17 protein-coding genes are annotated in these 16,182 nt (G+C 62.1%); 8 read left to right on the top strand and 9 right to left on the bottom strand.

Annotated elements, in window-relative coordinates:
* Positions 1-18 precede the first annotated feature (18 nt).
* The 6 genes from DFO48_RS11795 to argS all read right to left on the bottom strand — a co-directional run bounded on the left by DFO48_RS11795 (position 19) and on the right by argS (position 6,664).
* Positions 19-1,620, bottom strand: a complete 1,602-nt coding sequence (locus DFO48_RS11795; RefSeq protein ID WP_114863485.1) for an RNA polymerase factor sigma-54 — start codon at positions 1,618-1,620, stop codon at positions 19-21.
* A 145-nt stretch (positions 1,621-1,765) separates the two neighbouring features.
* The gene (gene lptB, locus DFO48_RS11800; protein WP_003068196.1) at positions 1,766-2,548 is read right to left on the bottom strand and encodes an LPS export ABC transporter ATP-binding protein; all 783 of its coding nucleotides are present in this window, start codon (positions 2,546-2,548) and stop codon (positions 1,766-1,768) included.
* Positions 2,545-3,201 (bottom strand): lipopolysaccharide transport periplasmic protein LptA, encoded by a 657-nt coding sequence (gene lptA, locus DFO48_RS11805; RefSeq protein ID WP_003080941.1) that lies wholly within the window; start codon positions 3,199-3,201, stop codon positions 2,545-2,547. Before lptA ends, lptB begins: the two co-directional genes overlap by 4 nt.
* A gap of 130 nt (positions 3,202-3,331) precedes the next feature.
* Complete coding sequence (locus DFO48_RS11810; RefSeq protein ID WP_114863486.1) at positions 3,332-3,982, bottom strand: thiol:disulfide interchange protein DsbA/DsbL; 651 nt, start codon at positions 3,980-3,982, stop codon at positions 3,332-3,334.
* 169 nt (positions 3,983-4,151) lie between these two features.
* Positions 4,152-4,853 carry an SPOR domain-containing protein gene (locus DFO48_RS11815; RefSeq protein ID WP_003080938.1) on the bottom strand — a complete coding sequence of 234 codons (702 nt, stop codon included), beginning with the start codon at positions 4,851-4,853 and terminating at the stop codon, positions 4,152-4,154.
* Positions 4,854-4,954: 101 nt separating this feature from the next.
* Positions 4,955-6,664 carry an arginine--tRNA ligase gene (gene argS, locus DFO48_RS11820; protein WP_087079793.1) on the bottom strand — a complete coding sequence of 570 codons (1,710 nt, stop codon included), beginning with the start codon at positions 6,662-6,664 and terminating at the stop codon, positions 4,955-4,957.
* A gap of 446 nt (positions 6,665-7,110) precedes the next feature.
* On the opposite strand from argS, the gene DFO48_RS25625 reads away from it, so the two are divergent.
* Positions 7,111-7,263: a TonB-dependent receptor gene (locus DFO48_RS25625; protein WP_233506380.1), complete on the top strand. Its 153-nt coding sequence runs from the start codon at positions 7,111-7,113 to the stop codon at positions 7,261-7,263.
* 64 nt (positions 7,264-7,327) lie between these two features.
* Here the strand turns inward: DFO48_RS25625 and DFO48_RS11830 are convergent, their stop codons facing one another.
* Together DFO48_RS11830 and DFO48_RS11835 are read right to left on the bottom strand one after the other, a co-directional pair.
* A complete protein-coding gene (locus DFO48_RS11830; protein WP_114863487.1) occupies positions 7,328-7,774 on the bottom strand; it encodes a DUF2214 family protein in 447 nt (148 codons plus the stop codon).
* An 84-nt stretch (positions 7,775-7,858) separates the two neighbouring features.
* A complete protein-coding gene (locus DFO48_RS11835; RefSeq protein WP_034355246.1) occupies positions 7,859-8,794 on the bottom strand; it encodes a LysR family transcriptional regulator in 936 nt (311 codons plus the stop codon).
* 388 nt (positions 8,795-9,182) lie between these two features.
* On the opposite strand from DFO48_RS11835, the gene DFO48_RS11840 reads away from it, so the two are divergent.
* Both DFO48_RS11840 and DFO48_RS11845 read left to right on the top strand, forming a co-directional pair.
* Positions 9,183-10,382, top strand: a complete 1,200-nt coding sequence (locus DFO48_RS11840; RefSeq protein ID WP_114863488.1) for a sensor histidine kinase KdpD — start codon at positions 9,183-9,185, stop codon at positions 10,380-10,382.
* A 12-nt stretch (positions 10,383-10,394) separates the two neighbouring features.
* Positions 10,395-11,081 carry a response regulator transcription factor gene (locus DFO48_RS11845; RefSeq protein WP_003080929.1) on the top strand — a complete coding sequence of 229 codons (687 nt, stop codon included), beginning with the start codon at positions 10,395-10,397 and terminating at the stop codon, positions 11,079-11,081.
* Between the two features lie 69 nt (positions 11,082-11,150).
* Here the strand turns inward: DFO48_RS11845 and DFO48_RS11850 are convergent, their stop codons facing one another.
* Positions 11,151-11,510: a hypothetical protein gene (locus DFO48_RS11850; protein WP_114863489.1), complete on the bottom strand. Its 360-nt coding sequence runs from the start codon at positions 11,508-11,510 to the stop codon at positions 11,151-11,153.
* A gap of 493 nt (positions 11,511-12,003) precedes the next feature.
* On the opposite strand from DFO48_RS11850, the gene DFO48_RS11855 reads away from it, so the two are divergent.
* From DFO48_RS11855 to DFO48_RS11875, 5 genes are all read left to right on the top strand, one after another.
* On the top strand, positions 12,004-14,196 hold the full coding sequence (locus tag DFO48_RS11855) for a malate synthase G (RefSeq protein ID WP_114863490.1): 2,193 nt from the start codon (positions 12,004-12,006) through the stop codon (positions 14,194-14,196).
* A gap of 195 nt (positions 14,197-14,391) precedes the next feature.
* Complete coding sequence (locus tag DFO48_RS11860; RefSeq protein WP_034350123.1) at positions 14,392-14,610, top strand: cysteine-rich CWC family protein; 219 nt, start codon at positions 14,392-14,394, stop codon at positions 14,608-14,610.
* A gap of 45 nt (positions 14,611-14,655) precedes the next feature.
* Positions 14,656-14,844, top strand: a complete 189-nt coding sequence (locus DFO48_RS11865) for a 4-oxalocrotonate tautomerase (protein WP_114863491.1) — start codon at positions 14,656-14,658, stop codon at positions 14,842-14,844.
* Positions 14,845-14,946: 102 nt separating this feature from the next.
* Entirely contained in the window at positions 14,947-15,135 is a 189-nt protein-coding gene (locus DFO48_RS11870; RefSeq protein WP_003060524.1) for a 4-oxalocrotonate tautomerase, read from the top strand.
* A gap of 157 nt (positions 15,136-15,292) precedes the next feature.
* Positions 15,293-16,060, top strand: a complete 768-nt coding sequence (locus DFO48_RS11875) for a class II glutamine amidotransferase (protein ID WP_003080920.1) — start codon at positions 15,293-15,295, stop codon at positions 16,058-16,060.
* Positions 16,061-16,182 lie beyond the last annotated feature (122 nt).

The raw sequence follows: 16,182 nt of genomic DNA on the forward strand, positions 1-16,182 counted from the left end.
TCTTGTTTCTAAGGCGCCCTACAGCGCCTTGCGCAGCGTGGTCGTCGGTATCTTGAGCTGCTCGCGGTACTTGGCCACCGTGCGGCGCGCGCACTCGATGCCCTGCTCCTTGAGCATGTCTGCCAGCTTGGCGTCCGACAGCGGCTTCTTGGCATCTTCGGCATCGACAAACTGCTTGATCAGCGCACGCACGGCCGTGCTGGAGGCACTGCCGCCGGTTTCCGTGCCCAGGCCCGAGCCGAAGAAATACTTGAGCTCGAACGTGCCCTGGGGCGTGGCCATGTACTTGGCGGTGGTCACGCGGCTGATGGTGGACTCGTGCAGGCCCAGCGTATCGGCGATATCGCGCAGCACCAGCGGGCGCATGGCCAGCTCGCCATGCACAAAGAAGTTCTTCTGCCGCTCCACGATGGCTTCGGAAACACGCAAGATGGTGTCGAAGCGCTGCTGGATGTTCTTGATGAACCAGCGCGCCTCCTGCAACTGCTGCTGCAGCGCTGCATGACCGTCGCTGTTCTTGTGGCGACGCAGCACGCTGGCATAGATGTCGTGCACGCGCAGACGTGGCATGACCTCGGGGTTGAGCTGCACGGAAAAGTCCGCCCGGCCGGCGCCGGCCCGCACCGGGCGCACGATGACATCGGGCACCACGATATGGCGCTCCACGTCGACAAAGCGGCGCCCCGGACGCGGCTCCAGCCTGGCGATCAGGGCCATGGCTTCGCGCAGTTGCTCTTCGCGCGCGCCGCACAGGCTGGTGAGCTTGCGCAGATCGCGCCGCGCCAGCAGGTCCATGGGCTGCGCACAGATGGATTGCGCCAGCAGCAGCCGGTTCATATGCGCCTCGGTCGTGCCCTCGTCCTCGGCAGTGCGGATCAGGTCGCGCAGCTGCAGCTGCAGGCACTCGGCCAGATCACGCGCGCCCACGCCCACGGGCTCCAGACTTTGCAGCAGCTTCAGAGCAATGACAAAGTGCTGCTCCAGCTCCTCGCGCTCTTCCAGGTCGTCGCCGGCAAGGCTTTGCGCCAGCTCCTGCAGGGAATCCTCGAGATAGCCATCGTCGCTGAGCGACTCGATGAGAAAGCGCAGTGCCGCCATGTCCGCCGCGCCCAGATGCAGGCTCAGCGCCTGACGATGGAGAAAGTCGGTCAGGCTCTGGTGCTCGCGCGCCAGATCGATGGCATCGGTTTCGTCATCGCCATCGCGGTTGCGCGTGGAGCTGCTGGCCGAGGGCGTCTCCCACTCGCTGCTGGATTCGCCGCCCCACTCCCCGTCCTGGCCGTCCATGCCGTCGGCCTCCCAGTTCAGCGTTTCAGGGGTTTCGGGGGTTGATGCTTCCGCTACCGTTTCAGTAGCTGATTGCGCTTGCAATGATTCATTTTCAGAACGAATACCATCTGAAGTGCTGTATTCACTGGCGCTAGCAGCTACATCTACAGGAGCATCTCCCGCAGTTTCAGCCTCATCGCCCGCACGCTCCAGAAAAGGGTTGTCGACCAGCATCTGCTCGACTTCCTGCGCCAGCTCCAGAGTGGAGAGCTGCAGCAGCTGAATGGATTGCTGCAGCTGCGGCGTAAGCGACAAATGCTGCGAAACGCGTAGCGAGAGACCTGGCTTCATCGAGGCGCGGCCCCCAGACAATCATTGCAAACGCGCGCAGTGCTATGGGTTTGCCGCCGGGCTGCCCCAAGGCAAACCTCGGCGCTGCCGGTCAGGGTCCCTTCCGGGGGCAGCGACCACACAAAGTGAGGGAGCGTGGGAGTCATCACATCCTGAAATGTTCGCCCAGATAGACGCGGCGCACATCGGCGTTCTCCACGATCTCCTCGGGCGTGCCTTCGGCCAGCACATGGCCGTCGCTGATGATGAAGGCGTGGTCGCAGATGCCCAGCGTCTCGCGCACGTTGTGGTCGGTAATCAGCACGCCGATGCCGCGTTCCTTGAGGAAGCCGATGATGCGCTGGATCTCGATCACCGCAATCGGATCGATACCGGCAAACGGCTCGTCAAGCAGGATGAAGCGCGGCTGCGTGGCCAGGGCACGCGCGATTTCCACGCGCCGGCGTTCACCGCCGGACAGCGCCAGCGCCGGCGACTGGCGCAGATGCTCGACGCGCAGCTCCTGCAACAGGCCGGTGAGGCGCTTTTCGATCTCGCCCTGCGTCAGTGTCTTGCCCTGCTCGTCTTTTTGCAGCTCCAGCACGGCACGCACATTGTCTTCCACGCTGAGCTTGCGAAAGATAGAGGCTTCCTGGGGCAGATAGGACAGGCCCAGGCGCGAACGCTGGTGGATCGGCATGCCGCCCACCGGCTGGCCGTCGATGAAGATCTCGCCGCCGTCGCTGCGCACCAGGCCCACGATCATGTAGAACGATGTGGTCTTGCCCGCACCGTTGGGGCCGAGCAGACCGACCACCTCGCCTTTTTGCACGGACAGGGACACATCCTTGACCACCTTGCGGCTGCCGTAGGACTTGGCCAGATGCTTGGCCTCCAGGCGGCTGTCGGACTCGCCGCTGCGGCTGCTGGAGAAAGTCGGCTCGCTCATTTCTTCTCGTCGGCTTTCTCGCCGCCCAGTGTCATGCTCTGGCGCAGCTGCGTGGCAGGTGTTGCAGGTTTGGGCTGGGCCCCCGGCGTTCCGTCCTTGGGCGCCATGATGGCGCGCACACGACCGCCCTGCCCCACGGAGGAGCTGGGCAGGCCACCACTGGTCTTCTGGCCATCGACGGTATAGACATCTGTGATGTTGTTGTAGACGATGATGGAGCCCGTGACCTGATCGCTGAGCTGACCGCCACGGTAGCGGCGCATCTCGCCACGACGGATGAACTTGACGATATCGGCCTTGCCGTCGTATTCGATGACTTCGCCTTCGCCTTCGATGAACTCCTCGGGCTGACCGGCCACCGTATCGCGCTTCTGACGGAAGAACGCCCGCTTGCCGGCCTCGGCCTTGATCACACCGTACTGATAGCCCTCGGCGTCCTGCCGCACATCGAGCTGAGCACCGCGCAGCACGATGGTGCCCTTGGTCATCACCACATTGCCAGTGAAGACACTGGTCTGCTGCAACTCGTCATGACGCAACGCATCCGCCTCGATATTCATGGGCTTGGCGCTGTCGGCCTTTTCGGCATGGACAATGCCGGTCGCTGCTGCCAGGGCGCAGGCCAGCGCAAGAGGTAGGAGTGTTTTTTTCATGGAAGGCACGTTTCTTGCATCCATTGTAGTCATTCCCTTTTTGCAACTTGCGTAAAAAACACCCACAAAAAAGCCCGCACGGCGGCGGGCTTGTTGGGCGTCAAACGTCACTGGCGTCTGCTGCCTGATCTCAGGCCTTGCGGCTGGAGGCGATCAGCGCATTGACCACGCGCAGCACATTGTCCATATTGCCGGCCTTGGTGCCGTCCGTGTAGTAGCGGCCGGCCACACCCATGGCGGGCACACCTTCCACGTCATATTCGTTTTGCAGCTGAGCAGCCTTGCGCGCCTGATTGGCCACGGTGAAGGAGTTGTAGACCTCCTTGAACTTAGCCAGATCCACGCCCTGCTTGCCGACCCAGTCAAAGATGGCATCGTCGGTCTTGAGCAGATTGCGATCCACGTGAATGGTACGGAACACCTTGGCGTGCAGCTGGGGCAGCAGGTTCATGCCCTCCAGAGCGTAGTAGAGCTTCTGCTGCGGCACGAAAGAGGCATTGAAAGCCACGGGCACGCGGCGCACCACCACATCGGCAGGCTGGCTCTTGGCCCAGGCTTCGAACTGGGGCTCGAAGACATTGCAATGCGGGCAGCTGTACCAGAAGAACTCGACCACCTCGACCTTGCCGGCCGGCGCGCTCACGCTGGCGGGCTTGCCGAGCTTGATGTAGTCCTTGCCTTCTTTGGGCGCAGCGCCCTGGGCCCAGCTGGAGGAGGCACCCAGACTCAGGGCACCGGCAGCAGCTGCCGAGGCAGCCAGAGAGAATTCGCGACGTTTCATCTAAACAAACTCCTGTATCAGGTCTGCAGTATCAGAGCCAACAGGCCCAAAAAAGTTCAGCGTTGTCAAAACTACCAGTGGCACAAGCCTGAAACCTCAAGCAAGGGCCGCCTCGCACCTAAGGTGCCCCCCGTTCCGAGGAGAAGGCGCTCCGCGTCTCAGGGCCTTGTTATCTGGCCGCGCGCACCAGAGTCGAGTCCACGCCCGCGCCATCGAGCTTGCCCTTGAGCTGCTCGGCGTCGTCACGCTTGCTGAACGGCCCCACACGCACGCGGAAAACGGTGATGCCGTTCTGCTCACGCTCGCTGATGCGCGACTCCCAGCCCAGCATGGCCAGCTTGGCACGCTGCGCTTCCGCTTCGCTCTGGCCACGGAAAGCACCGGCCTGCACAAAGTAGTTGAATGCAGAGTCCGAAGAGGATGCCGTCTGCGCAGCCGCCTTTTCCTTGTCTGCACGCGCCTTTTCTGCCTTGTCGGCGGCGGCGGAGCGCTCCTTGACCAGATCACCCAGCGGATCACCCGATGCAGGCTTGACAGGCTTGTCCGGCGTAGAGGGCGGCGGCGTGGTGACCCCGCCGGTTGCAGTAGGTTGAACCGCAGGCGTGGGCGGCGACACCGTCACGTCGCTCGGAGGAACTGGTGGCGTCACCGGGGGCGGTGCAGGCTGGCGGCTCTGCAGTGGTGCGTTGGGGTCCCAGTTCTTGTTGCGCTCGGCCTCAGCCGCATCGCGCTGAGTGTTGTTTCCGCCCTTGTTGAGGAAGGGCACCGGCACCTTGGTCACATAGATGGCCACGGCCAGAGCCGCAGCCAGACCGATGACCATGCCAAAGATAAGCCCCAGGATGGTTCCACCGCGTTGCTGGTTCTTCATATCAGTCGCTTAACGCTTTCTGCTTCAGTTATTCCACTCTCAGATCCATCGACCCCTGACAGGCAAGGCCGGCAAGGCGGCCGATGGACAGGAAACTGGGATTACATGCGCTCGGGTGCGCTCACACCCAGCACCGCCAGGCCATTGTGCAACACCTGGGCCGTGGCAGCGACCAGGGCCAGGCGTGCGAGCTTGACCTTTTCGTCGTCCACCAAGATACGCTCTGCGTCGTAGTAGCTGTGGTAGCTGGAGGCCAGATCACGCAGGTAGAAGGTCACGTCGTGCGGTGCATTGCCTTCGGCAGCAGCAGTCAGCATCTCGGGGTACTTGGCCAGCAGCAGCATCAGCGCCTGGGCCTGCGGGCCTTCCAGAGCGGACAGGTCCACATCCTTGAGTGCCGCCAGGCCTGCACCGCCGGCCTCCTGCCAGGCGCGCAGCACGGACTGGATGCGCGCATGGGCGTACTGCACGTAGTACACGGGGTTGTCGTTGTTCTGGGCCACGGCCAGGTCCACGTCGAAGGTGTACTCGGTGTCGGGCTTGCGCGAGAGCAGGAAGAAGCGCACGGCGTCCTTGCTGGTCCACTCGATCAGATCGCGCAGCGTGACGTAGGAGCCGGCACGCTTGCTGATCTTGACCTCTTCGCCGTTGCGCACCACGCGCACCATGGTGTGCAGCACGTAGTCGGGGTAGCCCTCGGGGATGCCTACATCGGCAGCCTGCAGGCCGGCACGCACACGGGCAATGGTGCCGTGGTGGTCCGTGCCCTGAATGTTCACCACCTTGGTGAAGCCGCGCTTGAACTTCTGGATGTGATAGGCCACATCGGGCACAAAGTAGGTGTAGCCGCCGTCAGTCTTGCGCATCACGCGGTCTTTGTCGTCGCCGTAGTCGGTGGACCTGAGCCACAGCGCGCCGTCCTGCTCATAGGTCTTGCCATTGGCGATCAGGCGGTTCACGGTCGCTTCGACATGACCGTTTTCATAGAGGCTGGACTCCAGGTAGTACTCGTCGAACTTCAGGTTGAACGCCTGCAGGTCCTTGTCCTGTTCGTTGCGCAGATAGGCCACGGCGAACTGACGGATGTTGTCGTAGTCCTCGACATCGCCGTTGGCGGTGAACTCGCGGTCATCGGCCTTGATGGTTTCCTTGGCCAGGAAAGCCTTGGCGATGTCGGCAATGTAGTCGCCGTTGTAGAAATTCTTGGCCAGCGGGTTGTCGCTGTCGGTGGGCCAGCATTCGTCACCGGGCTTGAAGCCCTTGGCGCGCAGCTGGGTGCTCTTGGTCAGGGTGTCGATCTGCACGCCCGCGTCGTTGTAATAGAACTCGCGGTGAACCTTCCAGCCCTGGGTGGAATACAGATTGCTGATCGCATCGCCAATGGCCGCCTGGCGGCCATGGCCCACATGCAGAGGGCCGGTGGGGTTGGCGGAAACGAACTCGACGAGGATGTTCTCGCCGCGATCTGCCTGGTAGCCGAACTTCTGGGCCTGCGCCAGCACTTCGCGCACCACCTCCTGCTTGGCAGCAGGCTTGAGGCGGATGTTGAGAAAGCCCGGGCCCGCGATTTCAATCGCATCTACCCACTGCTGGAAGGCGGCTGTAGCCTCCAGCGCGGTCTTGAGCTGCTCGCCCAGGGCGCGCGGGTTGGCCTTCAGAGGCTTGGCCAGCTGCATGGCCGCCGTGCAGGCGAAATCGCCATGGGCTGCCACTTTGGGGTTTTCAAACGCAGCGCGTGCGCCGGCGCCGGGCGAGAGTGTTTCGAGCTCAGCAGCCAGGGCTGCGAGCAATTCCTGTTTGACGGAGAGCATCGAGGGATTTTACGTGCCGGATTCAAGTCCTGCCGAATCGCTGGCGCCACACCCTTGTTACGGGGCCGGTTCACAGGTTTCAGAGCGGTGGGCGGTATCCGTATGTTTCGCCGGCCATGCACAGTCACTGCGCGAAGGGAAGTCATTCTCGTTTAAGCCCGGAATGCAGACCTTGACCACATTCGGCGGCGAGCTCAGCTGCGGCTGGGACCTGTCTGCCGGCTAAACCCCAACCGCAACACCTACGAGCACGACATCAACAACCAGGGCCTGGACTTCAATACCCACCCGCCCGAGCACATGCTGCGCCTCTGGACCACCTACCCGTTGCCCGGCGCCAGGAGTGCCTTCAGGCCAGGCGGCGGCGTGATCACCCAGAGTGCTTGCGACCCCAAGATCGGCACGGTGGACATCACCGCGCCGGGCCTGCCCTGTGGAGCAGTTATGTGCGCTACCAGATCAACAGGCAGTGGCAGGCATCGCTGAACTTCAACAATTTGTTCGACAAGCGCTGCTACACCTGGATCGGCAACCTGGTCAACAGCAGCCACTATGGCGATCCACACAATGTGATGCTGACGCTGCGCGGCACGTTCTGAATGCCGCAGGCATGAAAAAGGCCGCTTTGCAGCGGCCTTTGTCTTTTGCAGGGTCTGGCGCAGATTACATGCCGCGAGCCCAGAAGACGGCAACCACGGCGATCACCGGCACCACATGGCCCTGCCACATCACCCATTTGCGCGTCTGCCTGACCTCCTCGGGCGCCGGCAGCTGGCCGCTCGAATCCAGCGTCTTCTTCCAGCGGCGGAAGGTCAGCGTGGGCTTGAGCGAGAGCAAAAAGGCGATGACAAACAGCGTCATCTTGAGGTGGAACAGCGGCGAGGCCGTATAGGCCCCCATGCCCTTGACGCCCCAGAGCAGGCGCGCAATACCGGTCAGCAGCAGGACGACGGCGGCAATGCCGTAAATCATGTCCAACCTGGCCAGACGCTGCACCACGGCGGCATTCATCCACTCCACACGGCACAGGGCGGCCTGACTGGTCAGAAACACCACCAGGGTCAGAATCGCCAGCAGATGGGCGCTGGCAAGAACAGCTTCAAAGGTCATGGCTTCACAGTAGAAAAAAGGACGGATTCAGCGGCCCACATGAGGCCACGGCGACCGGTCCATTGTCTACCGTTTCAGGCCCGCTCAGATATCCACGCCAAGACGAAAGAAGTCCGGCTGGTTGTAGTGGTGCTTGAGGTAGTCGATCCACATGCGCACGCGCAGCGGCATGTGCTTGCGCTGGGGGAAGACCACGAAAATACCGTTGGGAGGTGCGGCAAACTCTTCCAGCACGGGCACGAGGCGGCCTGCGGCGATCTCGGCCTCCACCTCCCAGGTGCTGCGCCAGGCAATGCCCCAGCCCCCAAGGCACCAGTCGTGCAGCACCTGCCCGTCGGAGCAGTCCAGCGGGCCGCCCGGCTTGAAGTGCACGACCTCGCTGGTGCCACTTTCGGGATGCGGGATGCGAAAGGCCCAGCCCCGCGTTTGCGAGGCGTCGGACGACAGCGTCAGGCAGTCATGCTGGGTCAGCTCGCTGGGATGCTTGGGCGTGCCGCGGCGCTCCAGATAGCCGGGCGTGGCCACGCACAGGCGGCGGTTGTCGGCAATGCGCACGCTGACCAGGGCCGAGTCCGGCAGATCCCCCACGCGCACCGCGCAATCGAAGCCCTCGCCCGCCAGATCGACCACGCGATCGCTGAGGTTCAGCGAAATGGTGACATCGGGATGCAGGTCGCGAAAACGCGGCACCAGCGGCGCCACATGGCGGCGCCCGAAACCGGCAGGCGCCGTAATGCGCAGATGGCCCGTGGCCTTGACACCGCCGGCCGACACGCTGGCTTCGGCATTGCACACATCGGAGAGCAGGCGCTGGCAATCCTCCAAGAAGGCGCTGCCTTCATGGGTCAGCGAGATGCGGCGCGTGGTGCGCACCATGAGCTTGACGCCCAGGTGCTCTTCCAGAGCGTCCAGACGGCGCCCCATGATGGCGGGCGCCACACCCTCGGCCTTGGCGGCAGCCGTCAAGCTGCCCCTGGTCGCTACCGATACAAAAGACTCAAATGCCTTGAGTTTGTCCATGACCGCTGCTCCTGTCTGGTCCGTGTTGTCTCCTGCTGCGGTAGCGTGCACTATTAATACAAGAGCACATACCGCACAAGCAGTCTTGATTTCTCAAATGTTTTTATCGAAAGTTCTTTAAACAAGAGCGCTGAGTGCTATCACTATAAAAGTCATCAATCAGCGCCGCATGCCTGTCTCGCATGTGACTTCATTGCGATATATCTTACTTAGAAGTCACAAGTTGCCAGTGAATCTTTGATGTTTATATATGTTTATATCAAAATTTACCGTTTTCCCTGAGGCAGGAATATCGCTTATTCGCCAGCGCCATGAGCTGGTGGGCAGAGCCAGGCGTTAAACCTATGATTTGCAAAACACATTTACAAATCCGCTGCCGCCTGCCGTCATGAGCTTTTCACCCATTTCTGCCGCCCAACTGGCCGATCTGCTGGGCCGCTCCGGCCAGGGCTGCGCGCTCTGGAATGCCGAAGGGCTGCTGCTCATGGCCACTCCCGCCTGGTGCCAATGGCTGGATGTGCCCGAGGGCGCAAGCCCCATCGGCCAGCCGCTGCGGGGTCTGCTGCCTGCCAGCATCTGGCACACCCATGGCCAGCGCTTCGCCGCCGCCGCTCGGGGTCTGCGCCAGGAGTACGACGACACCCGCAGCGGCGACTTCGGTGCGCAGCGCCACCGCCGCATACAGCTCACGCCGGGAGCCGCCGATGCCCAGGGCCGGCACGAGGTGCTGATGCAGCTCAGCGACACAGGACGCGAATATGCGCGTGGCGAAGTCATTGCACGCCAGCGCGAGCAGTTGCAGGCCTTGCACGAGCAACTGCGCAGCAGCCGCCAGGACGCGGGCGAGCTCGACAGGCTGCGTACCCTGCTGAACTGGCGCACGGCCATGCTGAGCGAACACAACGAGATGCTGCAGCTGCTGTCGCACGAAATCCGCCAGCCGCTGAACAACGCCTCGGCTGCCATGCAGGCCACGCTCAAGGCCATCGAAGATCTGCATCTGGCCGATGCAGCGCCCGCCGCCAGGGCCTTGCTGCGCGCCGAGCATGTGCTGCAGCAGGTGATAGGCACACTGGACAACACCCTGACCGCCGGCACGATTTTGGCTGCAGGCGGCAAGGCCGGCGCCTCCAGCGAAACCGATCTGCCAACCTTGATCAAGCTGGTGCTGCACGATATTGCTGCCGACCTGCGCCCGCGCATCGATGTTCAATGGCTGACCACGGCACGCACCGTACAGCTGCATCCGGCGCTGATGCGGCTGACGCTTCGCAATCTGCTCAACAACGCCCTGGCCTATGCGCCCGCAGATACCCGGGTGCAGCTGCGCATCTCCGAGTCCGACGAACCTCTGGCGCTGATTCTGGAAGTCATGGACCAGGGCCCCGGCATTTCCGAGGAGCTGCTCCCGCGTCTATTCACAAAAGGCGCGCGCGGTCATCACAGCCACAGCCGCCCCGGGGCCGGCCTGGGCCTGTTCATCGTGCATTCGGTCTTGCAGTTGCACCAAGGTACAGTACAAGCTCTGCCGCACAGCCCGCATGGCACGATCATGCGCCTGGTCATTCCCCAAGGTCTTGCCGAATGAGGTCCGCCGCCCATGCTGCCTGCCACTCTTGCCCTGGTCGACGACGACACCGAGTACTGCGAATTTCTGGCCCAGCATCTGCGCGGACAAGGTGTGGAGGTCACGGCATACAGCGATAGCAGCGACCTGCTGGCCGACGACGCCCCCTATCGCTTTGATTTCTATGTACTGGATCTGATGCTGCCCGGGGTGGCAGGCACCGAGCTGCTGCGCATCATCCGCAAGCGCAGCCAGGCGGGCGTGCTGATCGTCTCGGGGCGCCTGGGGCCCGAAGTGTTTGCCGAGGTCATCAATGCCGGTGCAGATATGTATCTGACCAAGCCCGTGACCTTCGAGCAGGTGGAACTGGCCGTACGCGCCGTGCACCGGCGCATCATGACCACGGCCCGGACGGCCACGGCCTGGAAGCTGGACAGCCGCCGCAGCCTGCTGACCGCTCCCGACGGCCAGAACGTGGAGCTGGGCGCCACCGACCTGATGCTGATGGAGTGCTTTTTGCAGGCCCAGGGCGAAACCGTCAGTCGCGACCATATCCGCAGCCTGCTGACCCATACCAGCGCAGCCGAGTCCGACAACAACCTGCACGCCACCATCTACCGCCTGCGCCGCCGCATCGAAAAGGCGACGCCCGTGGCCGTGCCGCTGCAGTCCCAGCAGAAAGTGGGCTACCAGTTCCGCGCCCCGTTGATCGCGGCCTGATCAGTCCGGTGCGGCGCGAAAAACAAGAACGGGCCTCCACGCCCGTTACGCGTCTTCAGGCCGGCTGAATCACATGACGAACTTGGACTCCACGTCCGAGACCTTGCGCCTGGCCAGGGCCAGGTTGGCACGGCCGTTGTCCAGCACGTAGTAGATGAAGATGCCGTTGATCTTCTCGGCAGGGCGCAGGATGTGATATTGCTTGCCCAGGGTGATCAGAATGTCTTCGATGTTGTCGTTCAGACCCAGGGACTTCATGGTCTTCATCTTGGCGCGCACCACTTCGGTATTGCCGGCGGCAGCCAGCTCCAGGTCCACGCCGGAACCTATGCTGCCCAGCAGCATGCCGCTGTTGTAATCCACCACTGCCGCGCACATGGCGCCATCCAGGGTCATCAGATCTTGCAGGCTTTCGTTCAGATTCGCCATCAGAAGCTCCTTGGTAAAGATTGGCTGGCCGATATCGGAAGATGCTCAATTTGTTTCAAGATTAACAAATCATTTCTGAGCGCGGATATCGACTTATGACAGACAACGCCTTGTCATTTGATTGCGCGCACTTACTTCAATCTCAAGAATAAGGCCGTAAGAACACCGTCCAAACTGCCGCAAGCTCAGGCCTGGCACGCGATTGAAGCTATTGCTTCGGGAGAGGCCTCGCGCTGCATCCTCCAAGTCGCATTCATCCATTGCTGAGCCGGTCACCGCCGAAGCCGCCGAGCATCCCGGTCAGAACTGACGAACTCTGGCGTCTTTGGTACGTAAAACGCATAAATTCCAGGAACTCCATATAAAAACATCATGAGTTCTGAACTATTTAGGCTATTTATGTACTCAAAAAATTCAAATACAGTCTCCCCACATGCTGCCCGTGATGGGCAACGACTCCTGAATCCAGAGACATCACAACCAGAGGTTTCCAATGACTGATCGCACCCAAGTCCACGGCCTGCAAGTCGCCACCGAGCTGTACAACTTTGTGAACACGCAAGTGCTGCCTGGCACGGGCGTTGACCAGGACACCTACTGGAAGGGCTTCGATGCCATCGTGGCCGATCTGGCCCCCAAGAACGCAGCCCTGCTGGCCGAGCGCGATCGCCTGCAGACGCAGCTCGATACCTGGCACAAGGCCAACCCCGGCCCCATCACTGACATGGTGGCCTACCGCAAGTTTCTGACGACCATCGGCTATCTGGTCGAGTCCCCCAAGGACGCCAAGGCCACGACCGAGAACGTGGATGCCGAGCTGGCCATCCAGGCCGGCCCCCAGCTCGTGGTACCCATTCTGAACGCCCGCTACGCCCTGAACGCCGCCAACGCCCGCTGGGGCTCGCTGTACGACGCGCTGTATGGCACGGATGCCATCAGCGAAGAAGGCGGCGCCGAGAAGGGCAAGGGCTACAACCCCGTGCGCGGCGCCAAGGTCATCGAGTTCGCACGCAACTTCCTCGATCAGGCCGTGCCCCTGGCCTCGGGCTCGCACAAGGACTCCACCGGCTACGCCGTCGAAGGCGGCAAGCTGGTCGTGTCCCTGAAGGACGGCAGCAAGACCGGCCTGAAGGAAGAAGCCAAGTTCATCGGCTACCAGGGCGATGCCGCAGCTCCCAAATCGGTGCTGCTCAAGAACAACGGCATCCACATCGACATCATCGTCAACAAGTCCACCCCCATCGGCAGCACTGACGCCGCCGGCGTGGCCGACGTGGTGGTCGAAGCCGCCCTGTCCACCATTCTGGATCTGGAAGACTCCGTGGCCGCCGTGGATGCCGAAGACAAAGTCAACGGCTACGCCAACTGGCTGGGCATTCTGAAAGGCACGCTGACCGAATCCTTTGAAAAGGGCGGCAAGACCGTGACCCGCGGCCTGAACCCCGACCGCGAATACACCGGCGCCGATGGCAAGAGCGTGAAGCTGCACGGCCGCTCGCTGATGTTCGTGCGCAACGTGGGTCACCTGATGACCAACCCCGCCATTCTGTGGGGCGTCGAAGGCAAGGAAATCCCCGAAGGCATCATGGACGCGCTGGTGACTACTGCCATTGCCATCCACGATATCAAGGGCAACGGTGCCAACGGCATCAAGAACAGCCGCACCGGCTCCGTCTACATCGTCAAGCCCAAGATGCACGGCCCCGCCGAAGCCGCTTTTGCCAACGAGCTGTTCGGCCGCGTGGAGCAGGTTCTGGGCCTGCCCGAGAACACCGTCAAGCTCGGCATCATGGACGAAGAGCGCCGCACCTCGACCAATCTGAAGGCCGCCATTGCAGCCGCACCGGCACGCGTTGCCTTCATCAACACCGGCTTCCTGGACCGCACCGGCGATGAAATGCACACCGCCATGTATGCCGGCCCCATGGTCCGCAAGGCCGACATGAAGACCTGCGCCTGGCTGCCCGCCTATGAAAAGAACAACGTGCTGGTCGGCCTGAACATGGGCCTGCGCGGCCGCGCCCAGATCGGCAAGGGCATGTGGGCCATGCCCGACCTGATGAAGGCCATGCTGGAGCAGAAGATTGCCCAGCCCAAGGCCGGTGCCAACACCGCCTGGGTGCCCTCGCCCACCGGTGCCACCCTGCACGCCCTGCACTATCACCAGATCAATGTGGCCGACGTTCAAAAGGGTCTGGAAAGCCCCAACGCCGACGCCGAGTGCGATGAGCTGCTCAACGCCATCCTGCAAGTGCCCGTGTCCACCAACCCCAACTGGAGCGATGCGGAAAAGCAGCAGGAAGTGGACAACAACGTGCAAGGCATCCTGGGTTATGTGGTGCGCTGGATCGACCAGGGCGTGGGCTGCTCCAAGGTGCCCGACATCCACAATGTGGGCCTGATGGAAGACCGCGCCACGCTGCGTATCTCCAGCCAGCACATCGCCAACTGGCTGCAGCACGGCATCGTCACCGAAGCCATGGTGCGCGACAGCTATGCCCGCATGGCCAAGATCGTGGACGAGCAGAACGCCGGCGACGCCGCCTACAAGAGCCTGGTGGCCAACCCTGATGGCGCAGCCTACCAGGCCGCTCTGGACCTGGTGTTCAAGGGCAAGGAACAGCCTTCCGGCTACACCGAACCCCTGCTGCACGCCTGGCGCCTGAAGGTCAAGGCCGGCGCTTGATTATTGCCGGGCAAGGCTGCTCCTGAATAAGGAGTAGCTTTCGCTTGATGTCAATGGATCTTGAAGGTATTTCTACCTGAATCCATTGACTCAAAAGCGCAGGCAGCTATCGAAAATGTACTCCATGTCAGTACATCGAGTGCATTTTTCTTGACCTCGCCACTCGCAGTGCGTTATCGCTTCTACACTGCGGCCATGCCCACCGATCCCCTCATAGACGCCAGCCGCTGCCCTCTGTGCGGCCAGCCCAACCAGTGCGCCATCAGCGCCGGCCTGCCGCCGCAAAGCTGCTGGTGCATGCAGACCCCGGTTTCCCGGGATGCGCTGCAGAGGCTGCCCGCAGACGCACGTGGCAAGGCCTGCATCTGCCCCGCCTGTGCGCGGCCGCTCGACAACGATTCCACCCCTGCCTGATCCTGCGTGCAGCTTGGGCATTCCACATTCAGCAAGGAGACCTTGATGCCCACCTATCGCATTGAACTGTTTGAAGGCCGCAGCGTTGAACAAAAGCGCAAGCTGGCCGAAGAAATCACCCGCGTGACCACCGAGGTGCTGGGCAGCGCACCCGAATCCGTGGACATCATCATCACCGACGTGCCGCGCCACAACTGGGCCAGCGGCGGCAAGCTCTGGTCGGAGCAAAGCTGACCGACCCGCACGCGGCCGAGGCCGTCCTGGGACGGCTCTTGGCCAGCCCGGCCTTATGATGGGCCTCTTTTCCCAACCCCAAGCCAGCAAGGAAACCTGCACATGCCCACCTACCATGTCGAAATGATGGAAGGCCGTACCGTCGAACAAAAGCGCAAGCTGGTCGAAGAAATCACCCGCGTCAGCGTGGAAGTGCTGGGCGGCTCGCCCGAATCGGTGGACATCATCATCACCGACATCAAGCGTCACGACTGGGCCACTGGCGGCAAGCTCTGGCTGGACCGCGAATAGGTCGCCGCAGCCCTCTTGCGCAAAGCAGCTTCGGCTGCTTTTTTCATGCCGGCTGGGCAGCGGTTGACGATCTCTGCCATACAGCACCATCATTGACGAGATCGTCCATAGATTCTTGGGCTATAAAGCTTTTTTGCTTGAAAGATATGACGAAGCCATGTGCCAGCTGCTTGGAATGAACTGCAACACGCCCACCGATGTGCGCTTTAGCTTCTCAGGCTTCACACAGCGCGCAGGCAACACCGGCGACCACACCGACGGCTGGGGCATCGCCTTCTTCGAAGACAAGGGCCTGCGCCACTTCGTCGATCACGAACGCGCCGTCGACTCCCAGATCGCCAAGCTCATCCGCGAATACCCGATCAAGAGCACCAACGTCATCGCCCATATCCGCAAGGCCACCCAGGGCGTGGTCAGCCTGCAGAACTGCCACCCCTTCGTGCGCGAGCTCTGGGGCCGCAACTGGGTCTTCGCGCACAACGGCGACCTCAAGAACTTCGCCCCCAAGCTGCATGCCCACTTCCAGCCCATTGGCAACACGGACAGCGAGCGGGCCTTCTGCTGGATCATGCAGGAGCTGTGGAAGTCCCATGCCGGCGTGCCCAGCATCGAAGAGCTGACCCACACCCTGCGCGAGCTGGCCGCCAAGATCGCACCCCACGGCACGTTCAACTTCCTGCTCTCCAACGGCGAAGCGCTCTGGGCCCATGCCACGACCCACCTCTGCTATATCGAGCGTAGACATCCCTTCACCCAGGCACAGCTGTCCGACGAAGATCTCAGCGTGGACTTCTCCCGCGAAACCACCCCCCAGGACAAGGTGGCCATCATCGTCACCGCCCCTCTGACACAGAACGAGCAGTGGATCCCCTTCCAGAACGGGGAGCTGAGGGTGTTTGTGCATGGCCAGGCGGCGCCCTATTGAAGTGCACCAACCAGGTTGGCCATTGAAAAATAAAAAGAGAGCGCCTGGCGCCCTCTTTTTATGGGTTTCCGGTATTTTTGCAGCCGCAATGCTTTGACAACGTACGACAGGCGCTCCTCGTT

It is taken from the genome of Comamonas sp. AG1104, assembly GCF_003350425.1.
Lineage (GTDB): Bacteria > Pseudomonadota > Gammaproteobacteria > Burkholderiales > Burkholderiaceae_C > Comamonas > Comamonas testosteroni.

What these genes read in the sequence shown, in the direction of transcription:
- DFO48_RS11795 (WP_114863485.1), bottom strand. Translation starts at nt 1,620, where the DNA reads ATGAAGCCAGGTCTCTCGCTACGCGTTTCGCAGCATTTGTCGCTTACG.
- lptB (WP_003068196.1), bottom strand. Translation starts at nt 2,548, where the DNA reads ATGAGCGAGCCGACTTTCTCCAGCAGCCGCAGCGGCGAGTCCGACAGC.
- lptA (WP_003080941.1), bottom strand. Translation starts at nt 3,201, where the DNA reads ATGAAAAAAACACTCCTACCTCTTGCGCTGGCCTGCGCCCTGGCAGCA.
- DFO48_RS11810 (WP_114863486.1), bottom strand. Translation starts at nt 3,982, where the DNA reads ATGAAACGTCGCGAATTCTCTCTGGCTGCCTCGGCAGCTGCTGCCGGT.
- DFO48_RS11815 (WP_003080938.1), bottom strand. Translation starts at nt 4,853, where the DNA reads ATGAAGAACCAGCAACGCGGTGGAACCATCCTGGGGCTTATCTTTGGC.
- argS (WP_087079793.1), bottom strand. Translation starts at nt 6,664, where the DNA reads ATGCTCTCCGTCAAACAGGAATTGCTCGCAGCCCTGGCTGCTGAGCTC.
- DFO48_RS11830 (WP_114863487.1), bottom strand. Translation starts at nt 7,774, where the DNA reads ATGACCTTTGAAGCTGTTCTTGCCAGCGCCCATCTGCTGGCGATTCTG.
- DFO48_RS11835 (WP_034355246.1), bottom strand. Translation starts at nt 8,794, where the DNA reads ATGGACAAACTCAAGGCATTTGAGTCTTTTGTATCGGTAGCGACCAGG.
- DFO48_RS11840 (WP_114863488.1), top strand. Translation starts at nt 9,183, where the DNA reads ATGAGCTTTTCACCCATTTCTGCCGCCCAACTGGCCGATCTGCTGGGC.
- DFO48_RS11845 (WP_003080929.1), top strand. Translation starts at nt 10,395, where the DNA reads ATGCTGCCTGCCACTCTTGCCCTGGTCGACGACGACACCGAGTACTGC.
- DFO48_RS11850 (WP_114863489.1), bottom strand. Translation starts at nt 11,510, where the DNA reads ATGGCGAATCTGAACGAAAGCCTGCAAGATCTGATGACCCTGGATGGC.
- DFO48_RS11855 (WP_114863490.1), top strand. Translation starts at nt 12,004, where the DNA reads ATGACTGATCGCACCCAAGTCCACGGCCTGCAAGTCGCCACCGAGCTG.
- DFO48_RS11860 (WP_034350123.1), top strand. Translation starts at nt 14,392, where the DNA reads ATGCCCACCGATCCCCTCATAGACGCCAGCCGCTGCCCTCTGTGCGGC.
- DFO48_RS11865 (WP_114863491.1), top strand. Translation starts at nt 14,656, where the DNA reads ATGCCCACCTATCGCATTGAACTGTTTGAAGGCCGCAGCGTTGAACAA.
- DFO48_RS11870 (WP_003060524.1), top strand. Translation starts at nt 14,947, where the DNA reads ATGCCCACCTACCATGTCGAAATGATGGAAGGCCGTACCGTCGAACAA.
- DFO48_RS11875 (WP_003080920.1), top strand. Translation starts at nt 15,293, where the DNA reads ATGTGCCAGCTGCTTGGAATGAACTGCAACACGCCCACCGATGTGCGC.